Annotated in this window: 25 protein-coding genes and 1 tRNA gene; 15 read left to right on the top strand and 11 right to left on the bottom strand. The window is 70.8% G+C overall.

Features of this window, described 5'->3' with window-relative positions; translation table 11 throughout:
* Positions 1 to 122: 122 nt before the first annotated feature.
* The 4 genes from rsrA to ACFY10_RS15850 form a co-directional block, all read right to left on the bottom strand.
* On the bottom strand, positions 123 to 425 hold the full coding sequence (rsrA, locus tag ACFY10_RS15835; RefSeq protein WP_351474582.1) for a mycothiol system anti-sigma-R factor: 303 nt from the start codon (positions 423 to 425) through the stop codon (positions 123 to 125).
* Complete coding sequence (gene sigR / locus ACFY10_RS15840) at positions 422 to 1105, bottom strand: RNA polymerase sigma factor SigR (RefSeq protein ID WP_275781029.1); 684 nt, start codon at positions 1103 to 1105, stop codon at positions 422 to 424. The genes rsrA and sigR overlap by 4 nt, the downstream gene beginning before the upstream one ends.
* A gap of 258 nt (positions 1106 to 1363) precedes the next feature.
* Complete coding sequence (locus tag ACFY10_RS15845) at positions 1364 to 1993, bottom strand: alpha/beta family hydrolase (RefSeq protein WP_390665692.1); 630 nt, start codon at positions 1991 to 1993, stop codon at positions 1364 to 1366.
* A 1-nt stretch (position 1994) separates the two neighbouring features.
* A complete protein-coding gene (locus tag ACFY10_RS15850; RefSeq protein ID WP_390665693.1) occupies positions 1995 to 2810 on the bottom strand; it encodes an SOS response-associated peptidase in 816 nt (271 codons plus the stop codon).
* A gap of 249 nt (positions 2811 to 3059) precedes the next feature.
* Here ACFY10_RS15850 and ACFY10_RS15855 point away from each other — a divergent pair, with 249 nt between their 5' ends.
* Together ACFY10_RS15855 and ACFY10_RS15860 are read left to right on the top strand one after the other, a co-directional pair.
* On the top strand, positions 3060 to 4250 hold the full coding sequence (locus ACFY10_RS15855) for a sensor histidine kinase (RefSeq protein WP_390665694.1): 1191 nt from the start codon (positions 3060 to 3062) through the stop codon (positions 4248 to 4250).
* Between the two features lie 121 nt (positions 4251 to 4371).
* Positions 4372 to 4980, top strand: coding sequence for a DNA-binding response regulator (locus tag ACFY10_RS15860; protein ID WP_390665695.1), 609 nt, complete (start codon positions 4372 to 4374; stop codon positions 4978 to 4980).
* Positions 4981 to 5181: 201 nt separating this feature from the next.
* On the opposite strand, the gene ACFY10_RS15865 is transcribed toward ACFY10_RS15860, so the two are convergent.
* A complete protein-coding gene (locus ACFY10_RS15865; RefSeq protein ID WP_390665696.1) occupies positions 5182 to 5376 on the bottom strand; it encodes a hypothetical protein in 195 nt (64 codons plus the stop codon).
* 180 nt (positions 5377 to 5556) lie between these two features.
* On the opposite strand from ACFY10_RS15865, the gene ACFY10_RS15870 reads away from it, so the two are divergent.
* From ACFY10_RS15870 to ACFY10_RS15910, 9 genes are all read left to right on the top strand, one after another.
* Positions 5557 to 5829, top strand: a complete 273-nt coding sequence (locus ACFY10_RS15870; RefSeq protein WP_390665697.1) for an acyl carrier protein — start codon at positions 5557 to 5559, stop codon at positions 5827 to 5829.
* Between the two features lie 34 nt (positions 5830 to 5863).
* Positions 5864 to 6658, top strand: coding sequence for a 3-oxoacyl-ACP reductase FabG (gene fabG, locus ACFY10_RS15875; protein ID WP_390665698.1), 795 nt, complete (start codon positions 5864 to 5866; stop codon positions 6656 to 6658).
* A 27-nt stretch (positions 6659 to 6685) separates the two neighbouring features.
* Positions 6686 to 7621 (top strand): aromatase/cyclase, encoded by a 936-nt coding sequence (locus ACFY10_RS15880; RefSeq protein WP_390665699.1) that lies wholly within the window; start codon positions 6686 to 6688, stop codon positions 7619 to 7621.
* 370 nt (positions 7622 to 7991) lie between these two features.
* Complete coding sequence (locus tag ACFY10_RS15885; protein ID WP_390665700.1) at positions 7992 to 9272, top strand: beta-ketoacyl-[acyl-carrier-protein] synthase family protein; 1281 nt, start codon at positions 7992 to 7994, stop codon at positions 9270 to 9272.
* On the top strand, positions 9269 to 10522 hold the full coding sequence (locus ACFY10_RS15890) for a ketosynthase chain-length factor (RefSeq protein ID WP_390665701.1): 1254 nt from the start codon (positions 9269 to 9271) through the stop codon (positions 10520 to 10522). The genes ACFY10_RS15885 and ACFY10_RS15890 overlap by 4 nt, the downstream gene beginning before the upstream one ends.
* A 248-nt stretch (positions 10523 to 10770) precedes the next feature.
* Positions 10771 to 11493, top strand: coding sequence for a M50 family metallopeptidase (locus ACFY10_RS15895; protein ID WP_390665702.1), 723 nt, complete (start codon positions 10771 to 10773; stop codon positions 11491 to 11493).
* Positions 11494 to 11626: 133 nt separating this feature from the next.
* Positions 11627 to 12943, top strand: a complete 1317-nt coding sequence (gene aroA / locus ACFY10_RS15900) for a 3-phosphoshikimate 1-carboxyvinyltransferase (protein WP_390665703.1) — start codon at positions 11627 to 11629, stop codon at positions 12941 to 12943.
* 11 nt (positions 12944 to 12954) lie between these two features.
* Complete coding sequence (gene rsgA / locus ACFY10_RS15905; RefSeq protein ID WP_390665704.1) at positions 12955 to 13965, top strand: ribosome small subunit-dependent GTPase A; 1011 nt, start codon at positions 12955 to 12957, stop codon at positions 13963 to 13965.
* Positions 13966 to 14060: 95 nt separating this feature from the next.
* A complete protein-coding gene (locus tag ACFY10_RS15910; protein ID WP_390665705.1) occupies positions 14061 to 14384 on the top strand; it encodes a DMT family transporter in 324 nt (107 codons plus the stop codon).
* Positions 14385 to 14404: 20 nt separating this feature from the next.
* On the opposite strand, the gene ACFY10_RS15915 is transcribed toward ACFY10_RS15910, so the two are convergent.
* The 3 genes from ACFY10_RS15915 to ACFY10_RS15925 are packed head-to-tail and all read right to left on the bottom strand — an operon-like array spanning position 14405 to position 18080.
* Positions 14405 to 16204, bottom strand: a complete 1800-nt coding sequence (locus tag ACFY10_RS15915; RefSeq protein ID WP_390665706.1) for a dipeptide ABC transporter ATP-binding protein — start codon at positions 16202 to 16204, stop codon at positions 14405 to 14407.
* Positions 16201 to 17097, bottom strand: a complete 897-nt coding sequence (locus ACFY10_RS15920; RefSeq protein WP_390665707.1) for an ABC transporter permease — start codon at positions 17095 to 17097, stop codon at positions 16201 to 16203. The genes ACFY10_RS15915 and ACFY10_RS15920 overlap by 4 nt, the downstream gene beginning before the upstream one ends.
* Positions 17094 to 18080, bottom strand: coding sequence for an ABC transporter permease (locus ACFY10_RS15925; RefSeq protein WP_390665708.1), 987 nt, complete (start codon positions 18078 to 18080; stop codon positions 17094 to 17096). The genes ACFY10_RS15920 and ACFY10_RS15925 overlap by 4 nt, the downstream gene beginning before the upstream one ends.
* 130 nt (positions 18081 to 18210) lie before the next feature.
* Here ACFY10_RS15925 and ACFY10_RS15930 point away from each other — a divergent pair, with 130 nt between their 5' ends.
* Complete coding sequence (locus ACFY10_RS15930) at positions 18211 to 19896, top strand: ABC transporter family substrate-binding protein (protein WP_390665709.1); 1686 nt, start codon at positions 18211 to 18213, stop codon at positions 19894 to 19896.
* Positions 19897 to 19903: 7 nt separating this feature from the next.
* On the opposite strand, the gene ACFY10_RS15935 is transcribed toward ACFY10_RS15930, so the two are convergent.
* Complete coding sequence (locus tag ACFY10_RS15935; RefSeq protein ID WP_390665710.1) at positions 19904 to 20512, bottom strand: TetR/AcrR family transcriptional regulator; 609 nt, start codon at positions 20510 to 20512, stop codon at positions 19904 to 19906.
* A gap of 186 nt (positions 20513 to 20698) precedes the next feature.
* On the opposite strand from ACFY10_RS15935, the gene hisN reads away from it, so the two are divergent.
* The 3 genes from hisN to ACFY10_RS15950 all read left to right on the top strand — a co-directional run bounded on the left by hisN (position 20699) and on the right by ACFY10_RS15950 (position 22574).
* Entirely contained in the window at positions 20699 to 21499 is an 801-nt protein-coding gene (hisN, locus tag ACFY10_RS15940) for a histidinol-phosphatase (RefSeq protein WP_390665711.1), read from the top strand.
* Positions 21500 to 21657: 158 nt separating this feature from the next.
* Positions 21658 to 22050 (top strand): cyclic nucleotide-binding/CBS domain-containing protein, encoded by a 393-nt coding sequence (locus tag ACFY10_RS15945; protein WP_390665712.1) that lies wholly within the window; start codon positions 21658 to 21660, stop codon positions 22048 to 22050.
* 107 nt (positions 22051 to 22157) lie between these two features.
* Positions 22158 to 22574, top strand: coding sequence for a Fur family transcriptional regulator (locus ACFY10_RS15950; protein ID WP_390665713.1), 417 nt, complete (start codon positions 22158 to 22160; stop codon positions 22572 to 22574).
* Positions 22575 to 22639: 65 nt separating this feature from the next.
* Here the strand turns inward: ACFY10_RS15950 and ACFY10_RS15955 are convergent.
* Together ACFY10_RS15955 and ACFY10_RS15960 are read right to left on the bottom strand one after the other, a co-directional pair.
* Positions 22640 to 22713 (bottom strand) — tRNA-Met (locus tag ACFY10_RS15955).
* Between the two features lie 184 nt (positions 22714 to 22897).
* The gene (locus ACFY10_RS15960) at positions 22898 to 24709 is read right to left on the bottom strand and encodes a tetratricopeptide repeat protein (protein WP_390665714.1); all 1812 of its coding nucleotides are present in this window, start codon (positions 24707 to 24709) and stop codon (positions 22898 to 22900) included.
* Positions 24710 to 24781 lie beyond the last annotated feature (72 nt).

The raw sequence follows: 24781 nt of genomic DNA on the forward strand, positions 1-24781 counted from the left end.
CCCGGCCGAACCTGCTCCGGCTGAGGAGACTAGGGCGGCCCGGGGGGAGTCCGCGGGCTTATGAACCGCGGATTAGCACGTTCGAGTGACGACAGCCCGTTCCAGACGAGGGTCCGGGGGGTTCAGGACTCCTGCGGGGTCGCGGTGATGTCGTGCTCGGGGACGGCCTGTCCGGAGCGGATCAGGTCGAGCCGCCCGAGCACCTTCGCACGCAGGTCGCTCGGTACGTCGTCATGTCCGCAGCACCGCTTGACCAGCTTCTTCACGGCCTGCTCGAGCCCGTACTTCTCGAGGCACGGCGAGCACTCCGTGAAGTGCTGCTTGAACTTGTCGCGGTCGACGTCCGGCATCTCGCTGTCGAGGAACTCGTAGAGATGGTCGAGGACCTCACTGCAGTCCGTCTCGTGCGGCTCTCCGCAGCTCATGAGCCCGAGCCTTTCGCTTCGTTCGACTCTCCGGCGCCGGCCGGGACCAGTCCGCGCTCACGCGCGTAGTCCTCGAGCATGCCGCGCAGTTGACGACGGCCTCGGTGCAGCCGGGACATCACCGTACCGATGGGTGTCCCCATGATGTCCGCGATCTCCTTGTACGCAAAGCCCTCAACATCGGCGAGGTACACGGCGATTCGGAATTCCTCCGGGATCGCCTGGAGTGCTTCCTTCACGTCCGAGTCGGGCAGGTGGTCGAGCGCCTGCGACTCCGCGGAGCGCAGACCGGTCGACATGTGCGACTCGGCGCGGGCGAGCTGCCAGTCCTCGATCTCCTCGGCCGCGGAGCGCTGGGGTTCGCGCTGCTTCTTGCGGTAGGAGTTGATGAAGGTGTTGGTGAGGATCCGGTACAGCCACGCCTTGAGGTTGGTGCCTTCGCGGAACTGGTGGAAGGACGCGTACGCCTTCGCGTACGTCTCCTGCACCAGGTCCTCCGCATCCGCCGGGTTGCGCGTCATACGCAGCGCGGCCGAGTACATCTGGTCGAGGAATTCGAGCGCGTCCCGCTCGAAGCGCGCAGTGCGCTCCGCGGTCGTCTCCGCGCTGATGCCCTGGCCCTCGGGCAGCTCCGCCTGGCCGTTGTCGGTCCCTGCGTCGATCCCAGTGACCGGACCCACCTCCTCAAGATTGCGGGCAGCACCGAAACCGGTGTCGCCAGAATCGGAGGATAGACGACGACCCGTCCCCGCCGCCCCTCGAATAGGGGTGGTCTTGGCCGCAGTGAGCACCGTCCAGTCCAGGTCAGTGCGGCTGCTGCGGCTCGGGCAGATGGTCGAACCCATGCGGCGGACTTCCTCTCCCACGACGATCAGTGCTGGTGGTTCAGCACTTCTGTCCGCCTCAACAGAGGTCCGGTCCGCTGCATTCCCGAGCGTTCACCCCAGTGACTCGATCCACTCCACGACCGCGCCCGTGATGATCGCCACGGCCTCCTCCTGGGCGATGTCCGCCCGCTTCGGCACGGCGAACCCGTGATCGCCGTGCGCCACCTCGACCAGCTCGTACGAGCCGTCCGGGAACTCCTCGGGCCTCCCGAAGGGGTCGTGCCCGCCCTGTACGACCAGGGTGGGCACCCCGGAGCCGAGCAGTTCCTCGGCGCGGGACTTCTCGGGCCTGCCCGGCGGGTGGAGGGGGAAGCTGAGGGCGAGGACGGCGTGGGCGCCGAGCTCGGTGGCGGTGCGGCAGGCGACACGGGCGCCTGCGCTGCGGCCACCGGAGATCACCGGCAGTCCGGGCCCGGCGAGCGCGGGCCAGATCCCCCGCCAGCCGGCGTCGAGAGTCTTCGGCGCGGGCGCCAGCTTCTTGCCGGCCACCCGCCAGGGCTGCTCGACGAGGGCGACGCTCACGCCGTGTGCGGGGAGCACCGCGGCCAGCGCCTGCAGGTCCCGCGCCTCGATTCCGCCGCCGGCCCCGTGGCTCACCGCCAGCACGAGCCGGGGCTGCTGCGCCGGGTGCCAGGTGATGCGGGCGTCCCCCGCATCCGTACCAATGATCTCGGTCGTCACGTCAGAAGAGTGTGCCCTCTTCGGGGCCCTCCAGCTCCTTCAGCAGCTCCGGTCCGTTGTTGCGGACGTTACTGACCGCGGTGGACACGGGGTAGGCGCGCATCAGCCCGGCGGGCGGCGGCTCCAGCAGCGACCGCAGGTCGTCGGGGTCGGTGCGGGACGGGTCGAGCCAGGAGTCCCAGCGGTCGGGCGTCAGCATCAGCGGCATCCGGGGGTGGATGTCGGCGAGCGCGTGCGGCCCGTCGGCCGGGGCGACGGCGAGCGGTGTCGTCTCCGCCTCGGTCGTGATCACGGAGCAGGTCACCCACCAGGCCTGCGGGTGGTCGTCCGGCAGGGTCTTGTCCCGCCAGAACTCGTACAGCCCGGCCATCGCGAAGACCGACCCGTCGGCCGGCAGCACGAAGTACGGCTGCTTGCGGGGCCGCTTCTTCTTCCCCTCGACCTCCAGGTCCCGCTCCCCCTTGCCGGTGACCCACTCGTAGTAGCCGTCGGCGGGGATGATGCAGCGGCGCGAGGTGAAGGCCCGCCGGTACGAGGGCTTCTCGTGGACGGTCTCCGCCCGGGCGTTGATCATCCGCGCCCCGCCCTCGGGGGACTTCGACCAGGACGGCACCAGCCCCCACTTCAGCTTGCGCAGCTGCCGGACCGGCCGCCGGTCGTCGACGTCCTTGATCGGGCGGTCCAGGACTGCGTAGACCTCCTTGGTGGGGGCCACGTTGTAGTTGGGCGCCAGGGTCTCCTCGGGTTCCCACTTCTCGATCTCGAAGATTCCTGCAAGATCCTCGGGCCTCCGACTGGCCGCATACCGTCCACACATGTCAAACCACCCCTCGACCTGCCACTTCCAGCAGTACACCAGGAAACACGAAAGGTCGGCCGGGAAAGCACCTCGTCCTCGACCGGACCCGGCCACGCCTCACCCTCAACTTCCGGCCGCGCTCTGCCTAGAATGACCGCCGGATGCACATGGAGTCGCGACACGAGAAGAGGCTCGTGCAGGGGGAAGGACACCACTGATCTGAACAGGTCTGCATCGCATTCCGGCCAGCCGCAGGACCGCGGCAGCGTGGCAACCAGAACCTCCCGGGGCATTCTGGTGGCCGCTTTGCTCTGTTACCTCGGCATCACCGTTCTCAACATCCTTTCGGAACAGCTCGATCCGTTCCGCCTTGCCATCGGCGTGGGCTGTCTGGTGCTGGTGTTCCTGCTGCAACTCGTGCACTCGGCACCCGGCACCACCGAGGCACCGATGCGCCGCAAGGTACTCACGCTCACCGCCCAGGGCGTCCTGTCCTACCTGCCGTTGATCTGGTTCGGGGTGTCCTGGGGCGCCATGGCGGGCTTCTTCGCGGGCTCCCTGCTGCTTCTGCTGCCGCCCCGGGCGGGCTGGACGCTGTACGGACTGACGACGCTCAGCCTGCTCGTCCCCGGCATCCTGGACGGCCGGAGCGTCGTCGACCTGGTGTACATGTGCCAGACCACGGCGCTCACCGGTCTCGTCGTGTTCGGTCTGAGCCGCATGGCCGGCCTGGTCGCGCAGTTGCACCGGGCCCGTGCCGATCTGGCCCGACTGGCCGTCACCAAGGAGCAGTTGCGGTTCTCCCGGGACCTGCACGACCTGCTCGGCTACAGCCTCTCCGCGATCACCCTCAAGAACGAGCTGATCCACCGCCTCATCCCCGCCAACCCGCTCCGTGCCCGCAGGGAGGTCGACGAGGTGCTGCTCATCTCCCGTCAGGCCCTGGCCGATGTGCGCCGGGTGGCCAGCGGATACCGGGAGATGTCGCTCGGCTCCGAACTCGCCTCCGCCGAATCGGTGCTGGCCGCCGCCGAGGTCTCGGTCACCGTCGACACCGACGAGGCCGTCGCAGACCTGGCACTGACGACGTCCACCGTGCTGGCCACGGTGCTGCGCGAGGGCGTCACCAACCTGCTGCGGCACAGCAAGGCCTCGTACTGCCGGATCTCCGCGCGGATCGAGGACGACGTGGTCCGCCTCACCATCGTCAACGACGGCCTGGTACTGGGCCGTCAGGACCCCTCGCCGCACAGCGGCAGCGGCCTGGGCAACCTCGAGCGGCGGCTGCAGGACATCGGCGGCCGACTGCTCGTGCGCCGCTCCCCCGACGGCTCCGACGTCGACGTCTTCCGGCTCACCGCCGAGGCACCGCTCCTGGAGGCCGCCGTCGGCGACCTGCTCGATGGCCGGAAACCGGACGACGAACAGCCGTACGGCCAGGCGGACAGCGCCGCGTGAGCAACCCCCGGGGCCCGGTCCGATTCCTCTTGACAACAGGCCGACGGCGCCTGCGCTTGGATAGGATCCAGGGCGCGGTTTCCGACAGGATTCCGCCACGGGGGTAACGGGGGAAGCGACGATGATACGGATCCTGCTGGCCGAGGACATGCACATGGTCCGCGGTGCACTGGTGGCTCTGCTCGACCTGGAGAACGACCTGAAAGTCGTCGCCGAACTCGAGCGCGGTGACCAGATCCTGAGCGCGGCACGCGAACACCGGCCGGACGTGGCCGTCATCGACATCGACCTGCCCGGCCTGGACGGACTCAGCGCCGCCGAACTCCTGCACGAACGCCTCCCCGACTGCCGCACCCTGATCCTCACCAGCCTCGGCCGCCCCGGCACCCTGCGCCGCGCAATGTCCGCACACGTCGCCGGCTTCCTCCTCAAGGACGCCCCGCCCGGCGACCTCGCCCAGGCCGTACGCCGGGTCGTCGCCGGCCAGCGCGTGATCGACCCCCAACTCGCCCTGGCCGCCTGGGGCGGCAGCGAAAGCCCGCTCGCCACCCGCGAGACCGAAGTCCTCCAACTGGCCGCACAGGGCACCGAACCACAGGAGATCGCCGAACTCCTCCACCTGTCCACGGGCACCGTACGCAACTACCTCACCAGCGCCGTCACCAAGCTCAACGCCCGCAACCGGGTCGATGCGATCCGCATCGCCCGCGAATCCGGCTGGCTGCTGTAACCGGCCCCGCCGACTCCCGCCCCGGGCTCCGGCGCGGTCGGGCCGCGGCCACCGTCATCCCCGCCCCCGACAGATAGCCCAGGATCGCCAGGGTCAATCGGCCGGCAGGGGCAGCGCTGCGACCATCGCCTCCGGACGGTGGATCTCCATCCGGTGCTCCAGCGCACGGCACTCCACCAAGAACGCGGCACGCGGCACGGCTCACCGGCACCACCGGCAACACCGGCCCCTTGCCCGCCAGGCGCCCTCCCCGCCGTTCGACTGCAGCAGGTTGGCGAGCAGCACGGGACCGAGCTCCATCCGGCGCAGCGCCTCGGCCACCGCAGGCGCGGGGTCCTCGACCCGCTCGGTGCCCTGCGGACCGCTGAGCACCAGCGTCCGGCCTCGTCGTCCCACCCCACCACCGCGTCCTCGCGCAGGGACCACAGATGGTGCATGCGCAGGGCGGTGTCTTCCGTGTCCGGCGGATTCGCGGAATCGAGTTCTCCTTGAGTCCTCTCTGGCCCAATGGTGCATCCGGGCACCCGCGCCGCCCCGTCCCGGCTCTGTGCCGAACCGCTCCCCAGGAGGAACCCCATGACCGAGCTTCAGTTCACCGAGGACGACCTCAAACGCATCCTGCACGCCGCGGCCGGCGCCGAGGAGGAGGGCGCCGCCGACGGCGACTTCCTCGACCTCGAGTTCGAGGCGCTGGGCTACGAGTCGCTGGCGCTGCTGGAGACCTGCAGCCGAATAGAGCGCGAGTACGGCGTCTCGCTCGCCGACGACACGCTCGCCGACGCGATCACCCCGCGGCTGCTGGTCGAGGCCGTGAACAGGCACCTCGGCGAACAGTCCATGGCGGCCTGACCACGTGACGGACAGCTCCTCCAAGGAGGCGGGCATGACCCAGCAGACGACACAGGAAACCCGGACCGCGCTGGTCACGGGCGCCACGAGCGGCATCGGACTCGCCGCCGCGCGGCTGCTCGCGGCCCAGGGCCACCGGGTGTACATCGGTGCGCGCAACGCCGAGAACGTGGCCGCGACGGTCAAGGAGCTCCAGGAGGAGGGCCTGGAGGTGGACGGCGCGACGCTCGACGTGCGGTCCGAGGACAGCGTGACGGCCTTCGTCAAGGCGGCCGTCGACCGGTTCGGCACCGTCGACGTCCTGGTCAACAACGCGGGCCGGTCCGGCGGCGGCGTCACCGCCGACCTGACCGACGAGCTCTGGCAGGACGTGATCGACACCAATCTCACCAGCGTCTTCCGGATGACGCGCGCGGTGCTGAACACCGGCGGCATGCGGGACAAGCCGCGCGGACGGATCATCAACATCGCGTCCACCGCGGGCAAGCAGGGCGTGGTGCTCGGTGCGCCGTACTCCGCGTCCAAGCACGGCGTGGTCGGTTTCACCAAGGCGCTCGGCAATGAGCTGGCGCCGACCGGCATCACCGTCAACGCGGTCTGCCCCGGCTATGTCGAGACCCCGATGGCCCAGCGGGTACGGGCCGGTTACGCGGCGGCGTACGACACCACCGAGGAGCAGATCCTGGAGAAGTTCCAGGCGAAGATCCCGCTGGGCCGCTACTCCACCCCCGAGGAGGTCGCCGGTCTGGTCGGCTATCTCGCCTCCGACACCGCCGCCTCGATCACCGCGCAGGCCCTCAACGTCTGCGGCGGCCTCGGCAACTTCTGACCCGTCCTCCCGACAGGAGAACCGACCATGACCATCCGTGAAGTGGCCCACGAGATCACGGTCTCGGCGCCGGCCGACGTGGTCTACCGGCTGCTCGCCGAGGTGGAGAACTGGCCGCGGATCTTCCCGCCCACCATCCACGTCGACCATGTCGAGCGCGGCGATCGCGAGGAGCGGATCCGGATCTGGGCCACCGCCAACGGCGAGGCCAAGAACTGGACCTCGCGCCGCACCCTGGATCCCGAGGCCCGGCGCATCACCTTCCGCCAGGAGGTCTCCGCACCGCCGGTCGCCGCCATGGGCGGCACCTGGATCATCGAAGCGCTGTCCACGTCCCGCTCCCGGGTCCGGCTGCTGCACGACTACCGGGCCGTCGACGACGACCCCGAGGGCCTCAAGTGGATCGACGAGGCCGTCGACCGCAACTCCCGCTCCGAGCTGGCCGCCCTCAAGGAGAACGTCGAACTCGCCTACGCCGCCGAGGACGTGACGTTCTCCTTCGAGGACACCGTGCTCGTCGACGGCACCGCCAAGGACGTCTACGACTTCATCAACGAGGCCCACCTGTGGGGCGAGCGGCTGCCGCACGTGGCGACCGTCCGGCTCACCGAGGAGACGCCGGGCCTGCAGACGCTGGAGATGGACACCCGGGCCAAGGACGGCTCGACGCACACCACCAAGTCGTACCGGGTGACCTTCCCGCACCACAGGATCGCCTACAAGCAGGTCACCCTGCCTGCGCTGATGACCCTGCACACCGGAACCTGGACGTTCACCGAGACACCGGACGGGGTGCGGGCCACCTCGCAGCACACCGTCACCCTCAACACGGCCAACATCGAGCGGATCCTCGGCCCGGACGCCACCGTCGCCGACGCGCGCTCCTACGTGCACGACGCGCTCAGCACCAACAGCCTCGCCACGCTGGGCCACGCCAGGGCCCACGCGGAGGACAGGCGCTGACCACCGCTCCGCTCCCGGCCCGCCCCGCAGCACGCGGCGCGGGCCGTTGGCATGTCCCCTCATGCCGGGCGAGCGGCCGACTCGGCGGGACGCTGAGCCGCCTGGGCGCGCTCCGCTGCGGTACTGCGCACGGTCAGCAGCACGACCGCCCCCGCCGGCAGGCCGGCCACCCCGGCGACCAGCAGCGCGTCGTGCAGACCCGCTGCGGGAGGGCACGACGCCGCCCTCGTCCAAAGGGCCGCGCAGCCCTGGGTCCGCCCTCGAGCACGGTTTGAGTCCCTCCGGGCATCGTCGAAGTGCTGCGGGACCCCGCCGGGGCGCATCCAGGACTCCGCGCCCGCACGCCCACTCTGGCCATCGGAGGAGTCACATGGATCGACGCGTAGTCATCACCGGGATCGGGGTGGTCGCGCCGGGCGGCGTCGGGGTGAAGGAGTTCTGGTCGCTGCTCACCTCCGGCCGGACCGCCACCCGGGCGATCACCCGCTTCGACACGTCCCAGTTCCGCTCCCGCATCGCCGCCGAGGCGGACTTCGACCCGGCGCACGAAGGCCTTTCGCCCCAGGAGATCAGCCGGATGGACCGGGCGGCGCAGTTCGCCGTCGTGTGCGCCCGGGAGGCCATGGCCGACAGCGGCCTGGACTTCACGGCACTCGACGCGCACCGGGTCGGCGTCACCGTCGGCAGCGCGGTGGGTGCCACGACCTCGCTGGACACCGAGTACAACGTGGTCAGCGACGGCGGCCGGCAGTGGCTCGTCGACCACGAGTACACGACCAGGCACCTGTTCGGTCACCTCGTGCCGAGCTCGTTCGCCTCCGAGGTGGCCTGGACGGTGGGCGCCCAGGGCCCGGCCGCGGTGGTCTCCACCGGCTGCACCTCCGGCCTGGACGCCGTCGGACACGCCGCCGAGCTGATCCGTGAGGGCTCGGCCGACATCATGGTGGCCGGGGCCACCGAGGCCCCCATCTCCCCCATCACCGTGGCCTGCTTCGACGCCATCAAGGCGACGTCACCGCGCAACGACGACCCCGCGCACGCCTCGCGCCCCTTCGACGCCTCCCGCAACGGCTTCGTGCTCGGCGAGGGCGCCGCCGTGTTCGTCCTGGAGGAACTGGACCGGGCCCGGGCCCGCGACGCCCACGTGTACGCCGAGATCTCCGGCTTCGCCTCGCGCTGCAACGCGTACCACATGACCGGCCTGCGGCCGGACGGCAAGGAGATGGCCGAGGCCATCCGGGTCGCCCTGGACGAGGCCCGCCTCGATCCGACGGCCGTCGACTACATCAACGCACACGGTTCCGGCACCAAGCAGAACGACCGCCACGAGACCGCCGCGTTCAAGCGCAGCCTCGGTGCGCACGCGTACGAGGCCCCGGTCAGCTCCATCAAGTCGATGATCGGTCACTCGCTGGGCGCCATCGGGTCGTTGGAGGTCGCCGCGAGCGCCCTGGCCGTCGAGCACGGCGTCATCCCGCCCACGGCCAACCTGCACGAACCCGATCCCGAGTGCGACCTGGACTACACACCGCTGACGGCCCGCGAACTGACCGTCGACACCGTGCTGAGCGTCGGCAGCGGCTTCGGCGGCTTCCAGAGCGCGATGGTCCTCACCCGGCCCGGCGTCACGCGGGAAGGCGGTGCCGCGTGAGCACGACGACAACCGCACCCGTGTCCGCCACCCGGCCCGGCGCGGTGTTCACCGGCGTGGGCGTCACCGCGCCCAACGGGCTCGGCCGCGACCGCTGGTGGCAGGCCACGCTGGCCGGGCAGAGCGGGATCCGGCCGGTGTCGCGGTTCGACGCCACCGGGTATCCGGCACGGCTCGCGGGAGAGGTCCCCGGGTTCGAGGCGGCCGAGCACATCCCCGGCCGGCTGCTGCCGCAGACCGACCACATGACGCGGCTCGCGCTCACGGCCGCCGACGAGGCCATCGCGGACTCCGGACTCGACCCGGACGCCGAGCCGGAGTTCGCGGCCGGCGTGGTGACGGCCGCGTCGGCGGGCGGCTTCGAGTTCGGCCAGCGGGAACTGCAGGCCTTGTGGGGCAAGGGCAGCCGGTACGTCAGCGCGTATCAGTCCTTCGCCTGGTTCTACGCCGTCAACACCGGCCAGATCTCCATCCGGCACGGGATGCGCGGGCCCAGCGGCGTCATCGTCAGCGAGCAGGCCGGCGGGCTCGACGCGGTCGCCCAGGCCCGTCGTCAGCTGCGCAAGGGCAGCCGGCTCATCGTCACCGGCGGGGTGGACGGGGCGATCTGCCCCTGGGGCTGGGCCGCGCTGCTCGCCGGCGGCCGCATGAGCACGGCCGGTGACCCCGCGCGCGCCTTCCTGCCCTTCGACGCGGCCGCGAGCGGCCAGGTGGCCGGCGAGGGCGGCGCGATCCTCGTCCTGGAGGACGCGGCCACGGCCCGCGCCCGCGGTGCCCGGCCCTACGGGGCGCTCGCCGGCTACGCGGCCACGTTCGACCCACGGCCCGGCAGCGGAGGCGAACCGGGCCTGCGGCGGGCCGCCGAAGCCGCGCTCGCCGACGCGGGCCTGACCGCGCGCGAGGTGGACGTGGTGTTCGCCGACGCCGCCGGGGTGCCGGAGCTCGACCGGGCCGAGGCGGAGGCGCTCTGCGCGCTGTTCGGGCCGCGCGGTGTGCCCGTCTCCGTGCCCAAGACCATGACGGGCCGGCTCGCCGCGGGCGGCGCTTCACTGGATCTGGCCGCCGCCCTGCTGGCGTTGCGCGACGGCGTGGTCCCGCCCGCGGCACACATCACCGGCGACGGCCTGCCCGAGCACCTCTCCCTCGACCTCGTCACGGGCACTCCCCGTGAACTCCCGCTCCGCACCGCCCTGGTACTGGCCCGCGGCCAGGGCGGCTTCAACGCGGCGGCCGTGGTCACCGCCGTCTGAGCGCCGGTGCACACCGACGAGGTGGTCGACTTCCACGGCGGTCTGCGCGCCCGCCATGCGTGAAGCACACTCGGCACACAGTCAGCACGGATAGCGTTGGGGCCCCGGAGCACTCCGGGGCCCCAACGCTGTGACCTGCATGTTTGCCGTCAGGAACGATGGCTGCCCGGTCGGCGTCTCAGATACCGTCCGCACATCCGTGCCACACTGCCTGACTTCGACACGACTCCAGGGAGCCATCGCCGAACATGCACACCACCGCATCCGACTCGCTGGCCTCCCTCTGGGACCAGGTTTTCGGCAGCCAGCCCGACCCCGACCTCTGGGTGGTGATCGCGACCCTGGTCGCCTCGATGGCCGCGGTCGTCCCGCACAACGTCTGGCGCATCTCGCGCAACGCCATCACCATCGCCCACGAGGGCGGCCACGGCCTGATCGCCCTGCTCACCGGCCGGCAGCTCACGGGCATACGGCTGCACTCCGACACCAGCGGCCTCACCGTCAGCCGCGGCAAGCCGCACGGCCTCGGCATGATCCTCACCGCGGCCGCCGGCTACACCGCTCCCCCACTGCTCGGCCTGGGCGGCGCGGCCCTGCTGGCCGCCGGTCACATCACCCTGCTGCTGTGGCTGGCAACGGCCCTGCTCGTCGCCATGCTGGTGATGATCCGCAACGCGTACGGCGCCCTGACGGTGGTGCTGACCGGCGGCACGTTCCTGCTGGTGTCGTGGCTTGCGGGACCCCAGGTACAGGCGGCGTTCGCGTACGCGGTGGTCTGGTTCCTGCTGGTGGGCGGCGTACGCCCGGCGTTCGAGCTGCAGGCCAAGCGGATGCGGGGTGGCGCGGGCGACTCGGACGCGGACCAATTGTCGCGCTTGACGCACGTGCCGGCGGGGCTGTGGCTTTTCCTGTTCCACGCGGTGTCGTTGTGCTCACTGATAGGCGGCGGCAGGTGGTTGCTCGAGGTGTGATGCAGCCCCGAAGGGGCGCATCACAGGGGCGCGGGGCGGTGACATTTGCGGCTCTGCCGCGGGGCGCGACCAGCCACAACGGCGCCGCACCTCTACGACGGCCTGCACCACCCCCGGCTTATAGAGTGGGCCCATGGCCCACAACCCCGCACACACCGCCCTCTGGCCCGCCCCGCACGCGAGCGGAGCCGTCGACGCGACGGTCCACGTCCCGGGGTCCAAGTCGGTCACCAACCGCGCCCTCGTGCTCGCTGCCCTGGCGAGCGAACCGGGCTGGCTGCGCCGCCCGCTGCGCTCCCGCGACACGCTGCTGATGGCCGAGGCCCTGCGCTCCATGGGCGTCGACATCGAAGAGGGAGTCGGCCCCGACGGCACGGGCGAGACCTGGCGCGTGCTCCCGACAGGCCTGCACGGCCCGGCCACGGTCGACGTCGGCAACGCCGGCACGGTGATGCGCTTCCTGCCGCCGGTGGCCGCGCTGGCCGACGGCCCCATCCGCTTCGACGGCGACCCCCGGTCGTACGAGCGCCCCCTGCACGGCGTCATCGACGCCTTGCGTGTCCTCGGCGCCCGGATCGACGACGACGGCCGAGGCGCGCTGCCGCTGACGGTGCACGGCGGAGGCGCTCTGGACGGCGGCCCGGTCGAGATCGACGCCTCGTCCTCGTCCCAGTTCGTGAGCGCCCTGCTCCTCTCCGGCCCCCGCTTCAACCAGGGCGTGGAGGTCCGCCACGTGGGCAGTTCCCTGCCCTCGCTCCCGCACATCCGGATGACCGTCGACATGCTGCGCGCGGTCGGCGCCCAGGTGGACACCCCGGAGTCGGGCGGCGAGCCCGACGTGTGGCGGGTGACGCCGGGTGCGCTGCTCGGCCGGGACCTGACCATCGAGCCGGACCTGTCCAACGCGCAGCCGTTCCTGGCTGCCGCCCTGGTGACCGGCGGCAAGGTCGTGATCCCCGACTGGCCGGCCCGCACCACGCAGCCCGGCGACAAGCTGCGGGAGATCTTCACCGAAATGGGCGGTTCCTGCGAACTGACCGAGTACGGGCTGGAGTTCACCGGTTCGGGTGCGGTCCACGGTATCGACGTGGACCTGAGCGAGGTCGGCGAGCTCACCCCCGGCATCGCGGCGGTGGCCGCCCTGGCCGACTCCCCCTCGACCCTCCGCGGCGTGGCCCATCTGCGCCTCCACGAGACGGACCGACTGGCCGCGCTCACCAAGGAGATCAACGAACTCGGCGGTGACGTCACCGAGACCGCCGACGGCCTGCACATCCGCCCGCGCAAGCTGCACGGCGGAATCTTCCACACGTACGAGGACCACCGCATGGCGACGGCCGGCGCGATCATCGGCCTCGCGGTCGAGGGCGTGCAGATCGAGAACGTGGCGACGACGGCGAAGACCCTGCCGGACTTCCCCGACATGTGGACCGGGATGCTCGGGGCGTAGGGACCAACGCCATGCGCCGCTACGGCAAGCACACCGACGAGGACGACATCCGCAGCCGCCCGAACCGCAAGGGCAACCGACCGCGTACGAACATCCGGCCCAAGCACGAGGAGGCGGTGGAGGGCCTGGTCGTCACCGTCGACCGGGGCCGCCTCACCTGTCTCGTCGAGGACCGCGTGGTCACGGCGATGAAGGCCCGTGAGCTGGGCCGCAAGGCCGCGGTGGTCGGCGATCGCGTGGCCATCGTCGGCGATCTGTCGGGCGCCAAGGACACCCTCGCCCGTATCGTCCGCATCGAGCCGCGCACCTCGGTCCTGCGGCGCACCGCGGACGACGACGATCCGTACGAGCGGGTGGTCGTCGCCAACGCCGACCAGCTCGCGATCGTCACCGCCCTCGCCGACCCCGAGCCGCGCCCGCGCCTGATCGACCGCTGCCTGGTCGCGGCGTACGACGGCGGGCTCACCCCGCTGCTGGTCCTCACCAAGTCGGATCTGGCCTCCCCCGACGAACTTCTGGAGCTGTACGGGGCTCTGGGCGTCCCCTACGTCGTGACCAGCCGCGAGGAGTTGGAGAGCGGCGAGGCGGTGGACCGCGTACGCAAGCAGCTGGACGGCAAGATCACGGCGTTCGTGGGCCACTCGGGCGTGGGCAAGACGACCTTGGTCAACGCGCTCGTGTCACAGGATCGGCGGCGCAGCACCGGCCATGTCAACGCCGTGACGGGCCGTGGCCGGCACACCACGACGTCGGCGCGCGCGATCCCCCTGCCGGATGCCGCCGGCTGGGTCGTCGACACCCCGGGCGTACGGTCCTTCGGCCTGCACCACGTCGACCCGTCCCGGGTCATCAAGGCCTTCCCCGACCTGGAGCCCGGCACCGAGGGCTGCCCGCGCGCGTGCAGTCACGACGAGCCGGACTGTGCGCTGGACCAGTGGGTGGCCGACGGACACGCGGACCCGGCCCGCCTGTACTCCCTGCGCCGACTGCTGTCCACCCGTGAGCGGACGGAAGGCGACTGAGCGGAAGGCGGGCGACTGACCTCCGCGTTGTTTGTGGGGCCGCCGGCCCGGTAAGTGCATAATCGCACCGAGCCGGACATACGGGAGGACAGCACATGGCGTGGCTGCTGGTAGTGGTGGCCGGGTTGCTCGAGACGGGTTTCGCCGTGTGCCTCAAGCTCTCCCACGGTTTCACCCGCCTGTGGCCGACGATCGCGTTCTGCATCTTCGCCCTGGGCAGCTTCGGCCTCCTCACCCTTTCCCTGAGAAAGCTGGACGTCGGCCCCGCCTACGCGGTGTGGACCGGCATCGGCGCGGCGGGCACCGCGATCTACGGCATGATCTTCCTCGGCGACCTGGTGTCGACGCTGAAGCTCGTCTCGATCAGCCTGGTCATCGTGGGTGTGATCGGCCTGCAGCTGTCGGGTTCGGCCCACTAGACGACCTTCTAGACGACCTTCTAGACGACCTCCCGGACCCGCGGGAAGTGGCAGGCCACCCCGTCCCCCTCGAACTCCGGCACATCATGGGCGCAACGCTTCCGCTCCTCCTCGGCGAGCGAGGCGTACAGCGGGCAGCGCGCACGGAAGCGGCACCCGTCGTACCGTCGCGTCGGGCTCGGCGGGTCCCCGGCCAGCAGGATCCGCGTCCGCTGCCGTTCCCGCTCGCGCTCCGGGTCGGGGAGCGGTACGGCGGAGAGCAGGGCCTGCGTGTAGGGATGACGGGGGCGTTCGAAGACCTCGTCGACGGGGCCCGCCTCGACGGTGCGGCCGAGGTAGACGACGCTCACGCGGTCGGCGATGTTGCGGACGACGGACAGGTCGTGGGAGACGAAGAGATAGGCGAGTCCCAGGTCCTCCTTGAGGCGTTGCAGCAGCTCCAGCACCCCGGCCTGGACGGAGACGTCCAGCGCCGAGACCGGCTCGTCGAGGACGAGGAGTTCCGGTTCGACGGACAGGGCGCGGGCGATGCCGATCCGCTGGCGCTGGCCGCCGGAGAACTCGTGCGGGAAGCGTTCCGCGTGCGCCGGATCCAGGCCGACCTGGGTGAGGAGTTCGGGGACACGGCGGGCGATGGTGGCCCGGTCGGCGCCGTGCGTGCGCAGGGGTTCCGCGACGATGTCGCCGACGGGCATCCGGGGGTCCAGGGAGGCCATCGGATCCTGGAAGACGATCTGGATCCGCCGGCGCAGGGCCTTGACCTGCTGTTTGGTGAGCTCGCCGAGCCGCTGCCCGAACAGCTCGACCGACCCGCCCTCGGGCCTGGCCAGTTCGAGCAGTTCGAAGAGCGTCGTCGACTTCCCGGACCCCGACTCCCCCACCAGCGCCAGCGTCTCGCCGCGCCGCACATCGAGGTCGACGCCGTCGACGGCGTACACCGTGCCGACGCGGCGCTTGAAGGCGGTGCCCTTGAGCAGGGGGAAGGTGCGGGTGAGGCCGCGGACCTTCAACACCGGGTCGCCGACCGGGGGTTGGGGCCGGCGCGGGTCGTCCAGGCGCGGGACCGCGGCCAGGAGTCGTCGCGTGTACGGGTCCTTCGGGCGCCCGAAGACCTCCACCGCGGTACCCGACTCGACGACTTGCCCCTCGTACATCACGGCCACCCGGTCCGCCATCCCGGCGATGACCCCGAGGTCGTGGCTGACCAGCAGCACCGCGGCGCCCGTCTCGCGCTGGGCGGTGCGCAGGACGTCCAGGACCTGGGCCTGGATGGTGACGTCGAGGGCAGTGGTCGGTTCGTCGGCGAGGATGACGTCCGGTTCGTTGGCCATCGCCATGGCGATCATCGCGCGCTGGCGCATGCCGCCGGAGAACTCGTGCGGGAACGCCCGTGCGCGCCGGGCGGGTTCGGGGATGCCGACGAGGTCGAGGAGCTCGACGGCGCGTGACAGGGCCGCTTCGCGGGTCACGTCCTGATGGGCCCGTACGGCCTCCGCGATCTGGTCCCCGATCCGGTAGACCGGCGTGAACGCGGACAGCGGGTCCTGGAAGACCATGGCGACGCGGTTGCCGCGAATCCGCGTCAACTCCCGTTCCCCTGCGCCGACAAGCTCCTGCCCGTCCAGGCGCACCGACCCCCGTACGGCCGCGTTCCCCGGCAACAGCCCCAGCACGGCCAGCGCGGTCGCCGACTTCCCGGACCCCGACTCGCCCACGAGGCCCAGCACTTCACCCCGCTCGAGCGTGAGGTCGACCCCGCGTACGGCCGCCCGGCCGTCGAAGTCGACGTCCAGGCCGGTCACTTCCAGCAACGGGCTCACCGCGAGGCCCCTTTCGAGGTCGGATCGAGGGCGTCCCGCAGCCCGTCCCCGACCAGGTTCACCGCCAGCACGAACACGACCAGCAGCCCGGCCGCGAAGAAGAACATCCAGGGGTACGTCACCGCCGCCCCGGTCCCGGAGGCCATGAGCGTGCCGAGCGACACGTCGGGCGGCTGCACACCGAACCCGAAGTAGGACAGCGCGGTCTCGCTCATCACCGCGGCGCCGACCTGGATGGTGGCGTCGATGATCAGGAAGGAGGCGACGTTGGGGAGGATGTGCCGCCAGATGATCCGGAAGGGGCCGACTCCCGTGTAGCGGGCCGCTTTCACGAACTCCCGCTCCTTCAGGGAGAGGGTCATCGAGCGCACGACCCGCGCCGTCACCATCCAGGCGAACAGCCCGAGCAGCGCCACCAGGGCGAACCAGCCGCTGTTCTGGAACCGCGGCGAGACGATCGCGATGATCAGGAAGGACGGGAAGACCAGCAGCAGGTCGGTGAGGAACATCAGCGCCCGGTCCGCCCAGCCGCCGAAGTACCCCGCGCAGGCGCCGACGAGCGAGGCGAGCCCCGTCGAGACGACGGCCACCAGCAACCCGATGATCAGCGACTTCTGCAGGCCTCGCACGGTCTGCGCGAACACGTCCTGCCCGATCCGGTTGGTGCCCCACCAGTGGTCGGCGCCGGGCGCGGCGCGCAGGGCGGTGTAGTCGATGTGGCTGTACGACCAGTGGGTGACGTACGGGCCGAGGAAGGCGAGGAGGAAGAGGAGCACGAGGACGACGGCTCCGACGAGGGCGCTGCGGTTGCCAAGGAAGCGGCGCAGGACGACGGTGGCGCGGCCGGCCGGCGGGGTGGCCTCCGGGGGCGCTTCCACGAGGGTGGCCGTCATGACGCCTGCCGGATGCGCGGGTCGAGCGCGGCGTGCAGGATGTCCGCCAGAAAACCGGACAACAGCACGGTGACGGCGGCGAAGACGTTCACAGCGACAACCGAGTTCACATCGTTCTTCCAGATCGAGTCCACGAACCACTCGCCCATGCCGTGCCAGCCGAAGATCGTCTCCGTGAAGGTGGCGCCGGTGAACAGGGCGAGGAATCCGTAGGAGAAGTAGGTCGACATCGGGATGAGCGCCGTACGCAACCCGTGTTTCAGCAGCACCGTCCGCCGCCCCAGCCCCTTGGCCCGCGCGGTCCGCAGATAGTCCGAGCCCAGCACGTCCAGCATGGTGTTGCGCTGGTAGCGGCTGTAGCTCGCGACGGCGAAGAGCGCGACGGAGAGGGTGGGCAGCAGCAGATGCACCGAGCGGTCCTTCAGAATCGCCCAGAAGCCGCTGTCCACGCCCGGGCTCTTCTCTCCCGTGAACTGGATCAGATCCGTCCCGGTCGTCTGGTTGAACCAGATCGCACCCGTCTTGAGCAGAATCGCCAGCAGGAACACGGGAGTTGAGAGCAGGGCGAAGGATGCGATCGTCACCGCCCGGTCGCTGAAGCGATATTGCCGTACGGCCGTCCACGCGCCCGCGAGCACACCGGCGACCGTCCCGAGGATCGTCCCGGCGAGCAGCAGCCGCAGGCTCACCCCGAGCCGTCGCCCGAACTCGGCGTTGACGGACCGTCCGTCGATCGTCTGCCCCAGGTCCCCGCGCACCGCCCGTCCGCACCAGCCCAGGAAGCGGGTGAGCAGGGACTCGTGGTCGTTGACGCCGATCGCCGTGAGGTGGTGGTTCACCGCGGCCGCGGAGACGGGCGGCTGCCGGGCCGCGTAGTACTCGCGCGGATCCAGCGCGAGCGAGGCCAGCAGATAGGAGAGGCAGACGGCGGCCACGAGCAACACGGCGTAGTAGCCGAGGCGTTTGGCCAGGTAGACAGGCACAGAGGAAATGGTCCAGGCCTCTTGTTGCCGCATTATGAAGAGAACATGACATCACCTTGGGCCCCCTCCCCCGACGGTCGTAGGCGTTCTACGTTCGGCGCATCCACCTCCCTCCACGAAGGACACCGACATGCGCCAGACCTCCGCCGCAGCCTGGGTCGCCGCCACCGCGGCCACCGTGTTGCTGGTGACCGGTTGCGGCTCCTCCGACGACGGCAAACCCGTGGCACAGAGGAACGCAGCCGCGGCCGGCAGCCAGGACATCAACGCCCACCCGCTGAGCGACATCAAGCAGGGCGGCACCCTCAAGCTGCCGATCTCCCAGTACATCGCGGACTTCAACCGCTACACCGCCAACGGCAACCAGGGTGATGCGGCGGAGATCAACGAGCTGGTCGAGCCGAACCTGTTCAGCGCGGACGCCAAGGGCGAGGTCCATCTGGACCCGGACTTCCTCCTCTCCGCCGAGGTGACCTCGGCCGGCCCGCAGACGGTCGTATACAAGCTGAACCCCAAGGCGAAGTGGTCCGACGGAAAGTCCCTGGGCTGGCGCGACTTCGAGGCCGTCTGGAAGGCGCAGAACGGCACGGACAAGGCGTACGAGGCCGCCAACACCTCCGGCTACGACCAGATCTCCAAGGTCGAGCAGGGCGCCGACGCCCACCAGGTCAAGGTCACCTTCAGCAAGCCGTACGCCGACTGGAAGCGGCTGTTCGACCCGCTGCTGCCGGCGGCCGCGATCGACACGCCGGACAAGTTCAACAAGGGCTGGCTGGAGAAGATCCCGATCACCGGCTCCGCCTTCAAGATCTCCAAGTACGACAAGACGGCCCAGACGATCACCGCGGTCCCGGACCCCAACTGGTGGGGCACGAAGCCCAAGTTGGACTCGATCACCTTCCGCGCCCTCGACTACACGGCCTGGACGGACGCGTACCTCAACAAGGAGATCGACTACGCCTCCGCCCTCCTCCCCGAGGACTACAAGCGGCTCGCGAAGGCGGCCGGCACGGACATCCGCGTCGGCGCCCGCTGGGACGAGGTGCACATCGAGTTCAACGGCGCGCGCGGCCCCCTCAAGGACGTCCGGGTCCGCCAGGCCCTCCAGCACGCCATCGACCGCAAGGCCATCGCGACCGCCTTCGGCAAGGACCTCCCGGTCAAGCTCCAGACGTACGGCAGCCACTTCTTCATGCCGAACCAGGCGGGCTACCAGGACAACTCCGGTGCGTACGGCACGTACGACCTGAAGAAGGCGGGCGAGCTGCTGGACGCGGCGGGCTACAAGCTCCAGGGCGACAAGCGGGTCAAGGGCGGCAAGCAGCTCACCCTGTCCTACACGCTCAGCTCGGGCTCCACCTCCGCACAGGTCGACCAGGCCGAACTGGTGCAGGCGCAGCTGGCGCAGGCGGGCATCAAGCTGGACATCGCGAAGGTGCCGGCCAACGACTACTTCTCCAAGTACGTCACCATCGGCAACTTCGAGCTGACCAGCTTCCGTTGGGTGGATCAGGTGTTCCGCTCGGAGGCGTACCCGATCTACCGGCAGACCTCCGGCAAGAACCTCTACGAGAACTACGGCTCGGTCAGCTCCCCGGAGATCGACGCCCTCCTGAAGAAGGCGAGCGCGACGACGGACCCGGCCGCGGCCAACAAGCTCTACAACGAGGCCGACGCCAGGATCTGGGCACTGGGCCACTCCATCCCGCTCTACCAGCGCCCGCAGATCCTCGCCGTCCGCTCGAAGCTGGCGAACTACGGCGCGAGCGGACTGGAGGACCGCGTCGACTACACGAAGGTGGGCTGGCTGAAGTAGCGGCCGCTCAGGCCATCTGCCGGGGCAGGGCGGTCCGCACCAGGTCCTTCACCCCGCCCTCCCCCGGCGGAGCGGCGACGCACGACAGCGCGAGCCGCACGACCAGCTCACAGGACCGGGCCAGATCGGCGGTCTCCGCCTTGTGCACGCCGGGCCCGGACAACACCGCGACCGCCCGGTCCCGGACGATCGCCACGAAGTCGCCGGGCGAGGGCAGCGGCCCGTCGGCCCGGCGCTGGGCGGGTACGGCGGAGGAGGACGGCACGGCGGAGAGCGTCGGCGAGGGCAGCCGCTCACTCCAGCAGCCGGTCAGCATGGCCCGTACGAGTGCGTTTTCGCGCGCCGTGGACGCGGTCCACTCGGCGGTCGCGGTCAGCCGGTCGCGGGCGTCGCTGTGCGTGGCGAGCGCGCGCTCGACCCCGGCGAGGTAACCGTCGGCCTCCCTTCTCACAAGCGCCCTGGCCAGCCCCTCCTTGCTGCCGAACTCGTTGTAGAGGGTCTGCCGGGACACACCGGCCGCCGAGGCGACGTCCACCATTCGCACGGCGGACCACGGTCGACGCGCCAGCGCCGTGTACGCGGCGTCCAGTAGGGATTCCCGCGCTGCAGGCATCATCGCCTCCCTGGGGCGAGCGGCTCTGCGCCCAGATTTGACGCGCACGAGGGCACTGTCAAGGGTTCGCGAGCGCACGCGGGGGCGCCTCTCGGCCGTCGTGTGCCGTCCATGCGGCGGCAATGTGCCGCCAAACCGTGAGCATGGCCTGGTGGCCCCAGCGCGACCTCGCCGGATAGCGTTCGTTCCATGCCGGACTACCTCGACGATCTCCGTTTCGCCCACGTCCTCGCGGACGCCGCCGACGCGGCAACGATGTCCCGCTTCAAGGCGCTCGACCTCAAGGTCGAGACGAAACCGGACATGACCCCGGTGAGCGAAGCGGACAAGGCGGCGGAAGAGCTCATCCGCGGCCAGCTCCAGCGTGCCCGCCCCCGTGACGCGGTCCTCGGCGAGGAGTACGGCCTGGAGGGCACGGGCCCCCGCCGCTGGGTGGTCGACCCGATCGACGGCACCAAGAACTACGTACGCGGTGTCCCGGTGTGGGCCACCCTGATCTCCCTGATGGAGGCCGGCGAGACCGGCTTCGAGCCCGTCGTCGGCGTCGTCACCGCCCCCGCGCTGGGCCGCCGCTGGTGGGCCGCGAAGGGCCACGGCGCGTTCACCGGCCGCAGCCTCTCCTCCGCCTCCCGCCTGCAGGTCTCCCGCGTCGCGAAGCTGACGGACGCCTCGTTCGCGTACTCCTCCCTGACCGGCTGGGAGGACCAGGGCCGGCTGGGCGGCTTCCTGGACCTGACCCGTGAGGTGTGGCGCACGCGCGCGTACGGCGACTTCTGGCCCTACATGCTGGTCGCCGAGGGCGCGGTCGACATCTGCGCCGAGCCGGAGCTCTCCCTCTGGGACATGGCCGCCAACACGATCATCGTCACCGAGGCCGGCGGCACCTTCACCGGCCTCGACGGCCGCCCGGGCCCGCACAGCGGCAACGCGGCCGCGTCGAACGGTCTGCTGCACGACGAACTGCTGGGTTATCTCAATGAGCGCTACTGAGTAGCACGTAAAGGCACAGATGAGCGCGTGCGCCCTCAATTGGCCGCACGCGCCCTCTTGTTGACCCCCGCTTTACCTGCGACTCTGAGAGTCCCCCCACTTGTGAACTTGTGAATCCGAGAACTATCGCCGGATTCCATAGGAGGTGGCTCCATCCCATGCTCGTCCGTGACGCCATGAGCACGGTGATCCTCACCATCGGCCCCGCCCACACTCTCCGCCAGGCCGCCGCCCTGATGTCCGCCCGCCATGTCGGGGCCGCCGTGGTCCTCGATCCCGACGCCGGGGGCATCGGCATCCTCACCGAACGGGACATCCTCAACTCCGTCGGCCTCGGCCAGAGCCCCGACACCGAGCGCGCCCACGACCACACCACCAACGACGTCGTCTTCGCCGCCCCGTCCTGGACGCTGGAGGAGGCGGCCCGCGCCATGGCCCACGGTGGCTTCCGCCACCTGATCGTCCTCGACCGGGGTGAGCCGGCCGGCATCGTCTCGGTCCGCGACATCATCCGCTGCTGGGCGCCGGCCCGACAGCACGTGCCCGCCTGAACACGCAGGGGGACCAGAAATCCCACATTGGACCAAGTCCAAGTCGAACAGCGATCCAAACTCACACCTGTTCGGAAAATGGTCCCCCTGCTGTTAGGCTGGATTTCATGAGCGACCTTCTGGAACGGCTGCGCGGACGCGGATGGCGGATGACCGCGCAGCGGCGCGTCGTGGCCGAGGTTCTCGACGGCGAGCACGTGCATCTGACCGCCGACGAGGTCCACTCCCGGGCCGTCGCCAAGCTGCCCGAGATCTCCCGCGCGACCGTCTACAACACGCTGGGCGAGCTGGTCTCCCTCGGCGAGGTTCTCGAGGTCTCCACCGACAAGCGCGCCAAGCGGTACGACCCGAACGCGCACCGGCCGCACCACCACCTGGTCTGCGCCCACTGCGGCGCGATTCGCGACGTCCACCCGAGCGGCAACCCCCTTGCCGACCTCCCCGACTCGGAGCGCTTCGGGTTCAAGGTCTCGGACGTCGAGGTCACCTACCGCGGCATCTGCCCGAACTGCGCGGCGGCGTAACCGCAACGCGGGAAACACCGAGGGCCCGGAATCCATTCACTGGATTCCGGGCCCTCGGCCTTCAGTAGCGGGGACAGGATTTGAACCTGCGACCTCTGGGTTATGAGCCCAGCGAGCTACCGAGCTGCTCCACCCCGCGTCGGTGAACGCAACGTTACGTCAGCGACGACGACAAAGGCAAATCGCTTTCGACCAGCGGCTACGGACTCCTTGGCGCAGGTCGGCACCTTCAGCCCGTCCGGCGTTTGAGGACGAGGCCGTTCAGGCCGAAGGGGGGTCTGGGGGCGCAGCCCCCAGGGCGGTCGGCCCAGCGCCGGGCACCGCTAAGCCGACAGTTCCTCGCGGAGAGCGTCCCGCAGCCGCGCCGCCCGCTCCGACACCTCCGCCGGCCCCAGCGTCACCGCCCGGTCCGCCCACCGCTGCCCTTCCGCCAGCTCTCCCCGACGCGCGTAGAGCAGGGCCAGCCGCAGCGCGGCCCGGCCGTGCCCCGCGTCGGCGGCCCGCGTCCACCACACCGCCGCCTCCGGCTCGCTGCCCTCGCGCGCCAGCAGCAGCCCCAGGTTGAAGGCGCCGTTGCGGGACCCGGCCTCGGCGGCCTCCCGGTACCAGCGCGCCGCGTCCACCACGTCCCCCCGGGCCGCGGCCATCATCCCGACCCGTACCTGCGCCCGCCGGTGCCCCTGGGAGGCCGCGCGCTCGTACCACTCCTCGCACTCGGTCTTCTCGTGCACGGACTCCCCGAGCTCATGCGCGGGCGCAGGCGGCCGCCGGGCGTCCAGTACGGTCGCCAGCCGGTACGCGGCCTCCGCGCTGCCGCCTCCTGCCGCGCAGCGTAGATGCCGCTCCGCCGCCCGCTCGTCCCCGTCCCGCAGCCGCGCCATGCCGACCTGCAGCGCCGCCTCCGTGTGCCCGGCGGCGGCAGCACGCTCGTACCAGCGCAGCGCGACGTCGTCCTCGCTCCGCCCGGCGTGGAGGATCCCCAGGTTGAACGCGGCATCCACGCTCCCGGCCTCCGCGGCCTTGGAGAACCACGGCTCGGCGCCGGTGGTGTCCCCGCCCTGCAGCAGCAGGATCGCCAGCGCGTTGGCCGCCTCCCGGTGCCCGGCGTAGGCGGCCCGGCGGTACCACTGCTCGGCCTGCGCCGTCCGCCGCTGCTCGGCGCAGAGCAGCCCCAGGTTGTACGCGCCGTTGTCGTCGCCGGCATCCATCGCCGCCCGGTACCAGCGCTCGGCGGTCTGTGTCTCCCCGCGCTGGGCATGGAGGGCACCGAGCGCGTTGGCCGCGTTGCCGTCCCCGTCCTGCGCGGCCCTGAGCCACCACACGGCGGCACTCTCGGTGTCGCCGGCGTCCCGCAGCAGGAAGCCCAGTGCGCAGGCGGCGCGCGCCTCGCCGTCCTTGGCGGAGGTCAGGTACCAGCGCCCGGCCTCCTTGAGCTCACCGCGCCTCTCCAGGATCGCCCCGAGATGCAGCGCGGCCCGCCGGTGTCCGCGCGCGGCGGCCTGCCGGTAGAACTGCTCGGCCTGAGCCAGCAGCTCGACACCGTTGTCGCCCCCGTCCTCGCCCTGGTCCGCCGCCTTGCGATCAAGCGCACGCGCCAGCCGGTACGCCGCCTCCCGGTGCCCTCGCTCCGCCGCGGCCCGCATCCAGTCCTCGGCGCCGGTGTCCCCGCGGTGCTCCAGCAGATCGGCGAGCGCGTAGGCGCCCAGGGCGTGCCCCTGCTCGGCGGACTGCCGCAGCCAGTACTCGGCGGCGGGCTCGTCCCCGCGCTCGCGGTGATGGCGCCCCAGCGCGTGCGCGGCCGCCGCGGACCCGGCGACGGCGGCGATCCGCCACCAGCCGGCGGCGTCGTCGGCGTACCCGCGCTGATGGAGAAGGACCCCCAGGTTGTTGGCGGCGGCACGGTCGCCCGCGGCGGTGGCAGCACGCAGATAGGGCTCGGCTCCGTCGAGATCACCACGGCGCAGCAGCATGGCCCCGAGAACACTCATCGCCTCGACGTCGCCGGCCTCGGCGGCGAGCCGCTGACGAAGTTCCTCGACGGCCTCCTCAGCCACCTCCCCGGCTTCGCCCGGTTCGGAAGGCTGCACAAATCGCCCTGTCTCGAACAGAGTTGCCTTGTCCCCCATAACGTCCATCGTCGCACCACCTGCAACCTGGGTACACCTGGTATACCGCAGCCAGTGAGGTCACTTCAGCGTTTTGTCGAC

The sequence above is a fragment of the Streptomyces sp. NPDC001401 genome (assembly GCF_042895385.1).
Classification (GTDB): Bacteria; Actinomycetota; Actinomycetes; order Streptomycetales; family Streptomycetaceae; genus Streptomyces.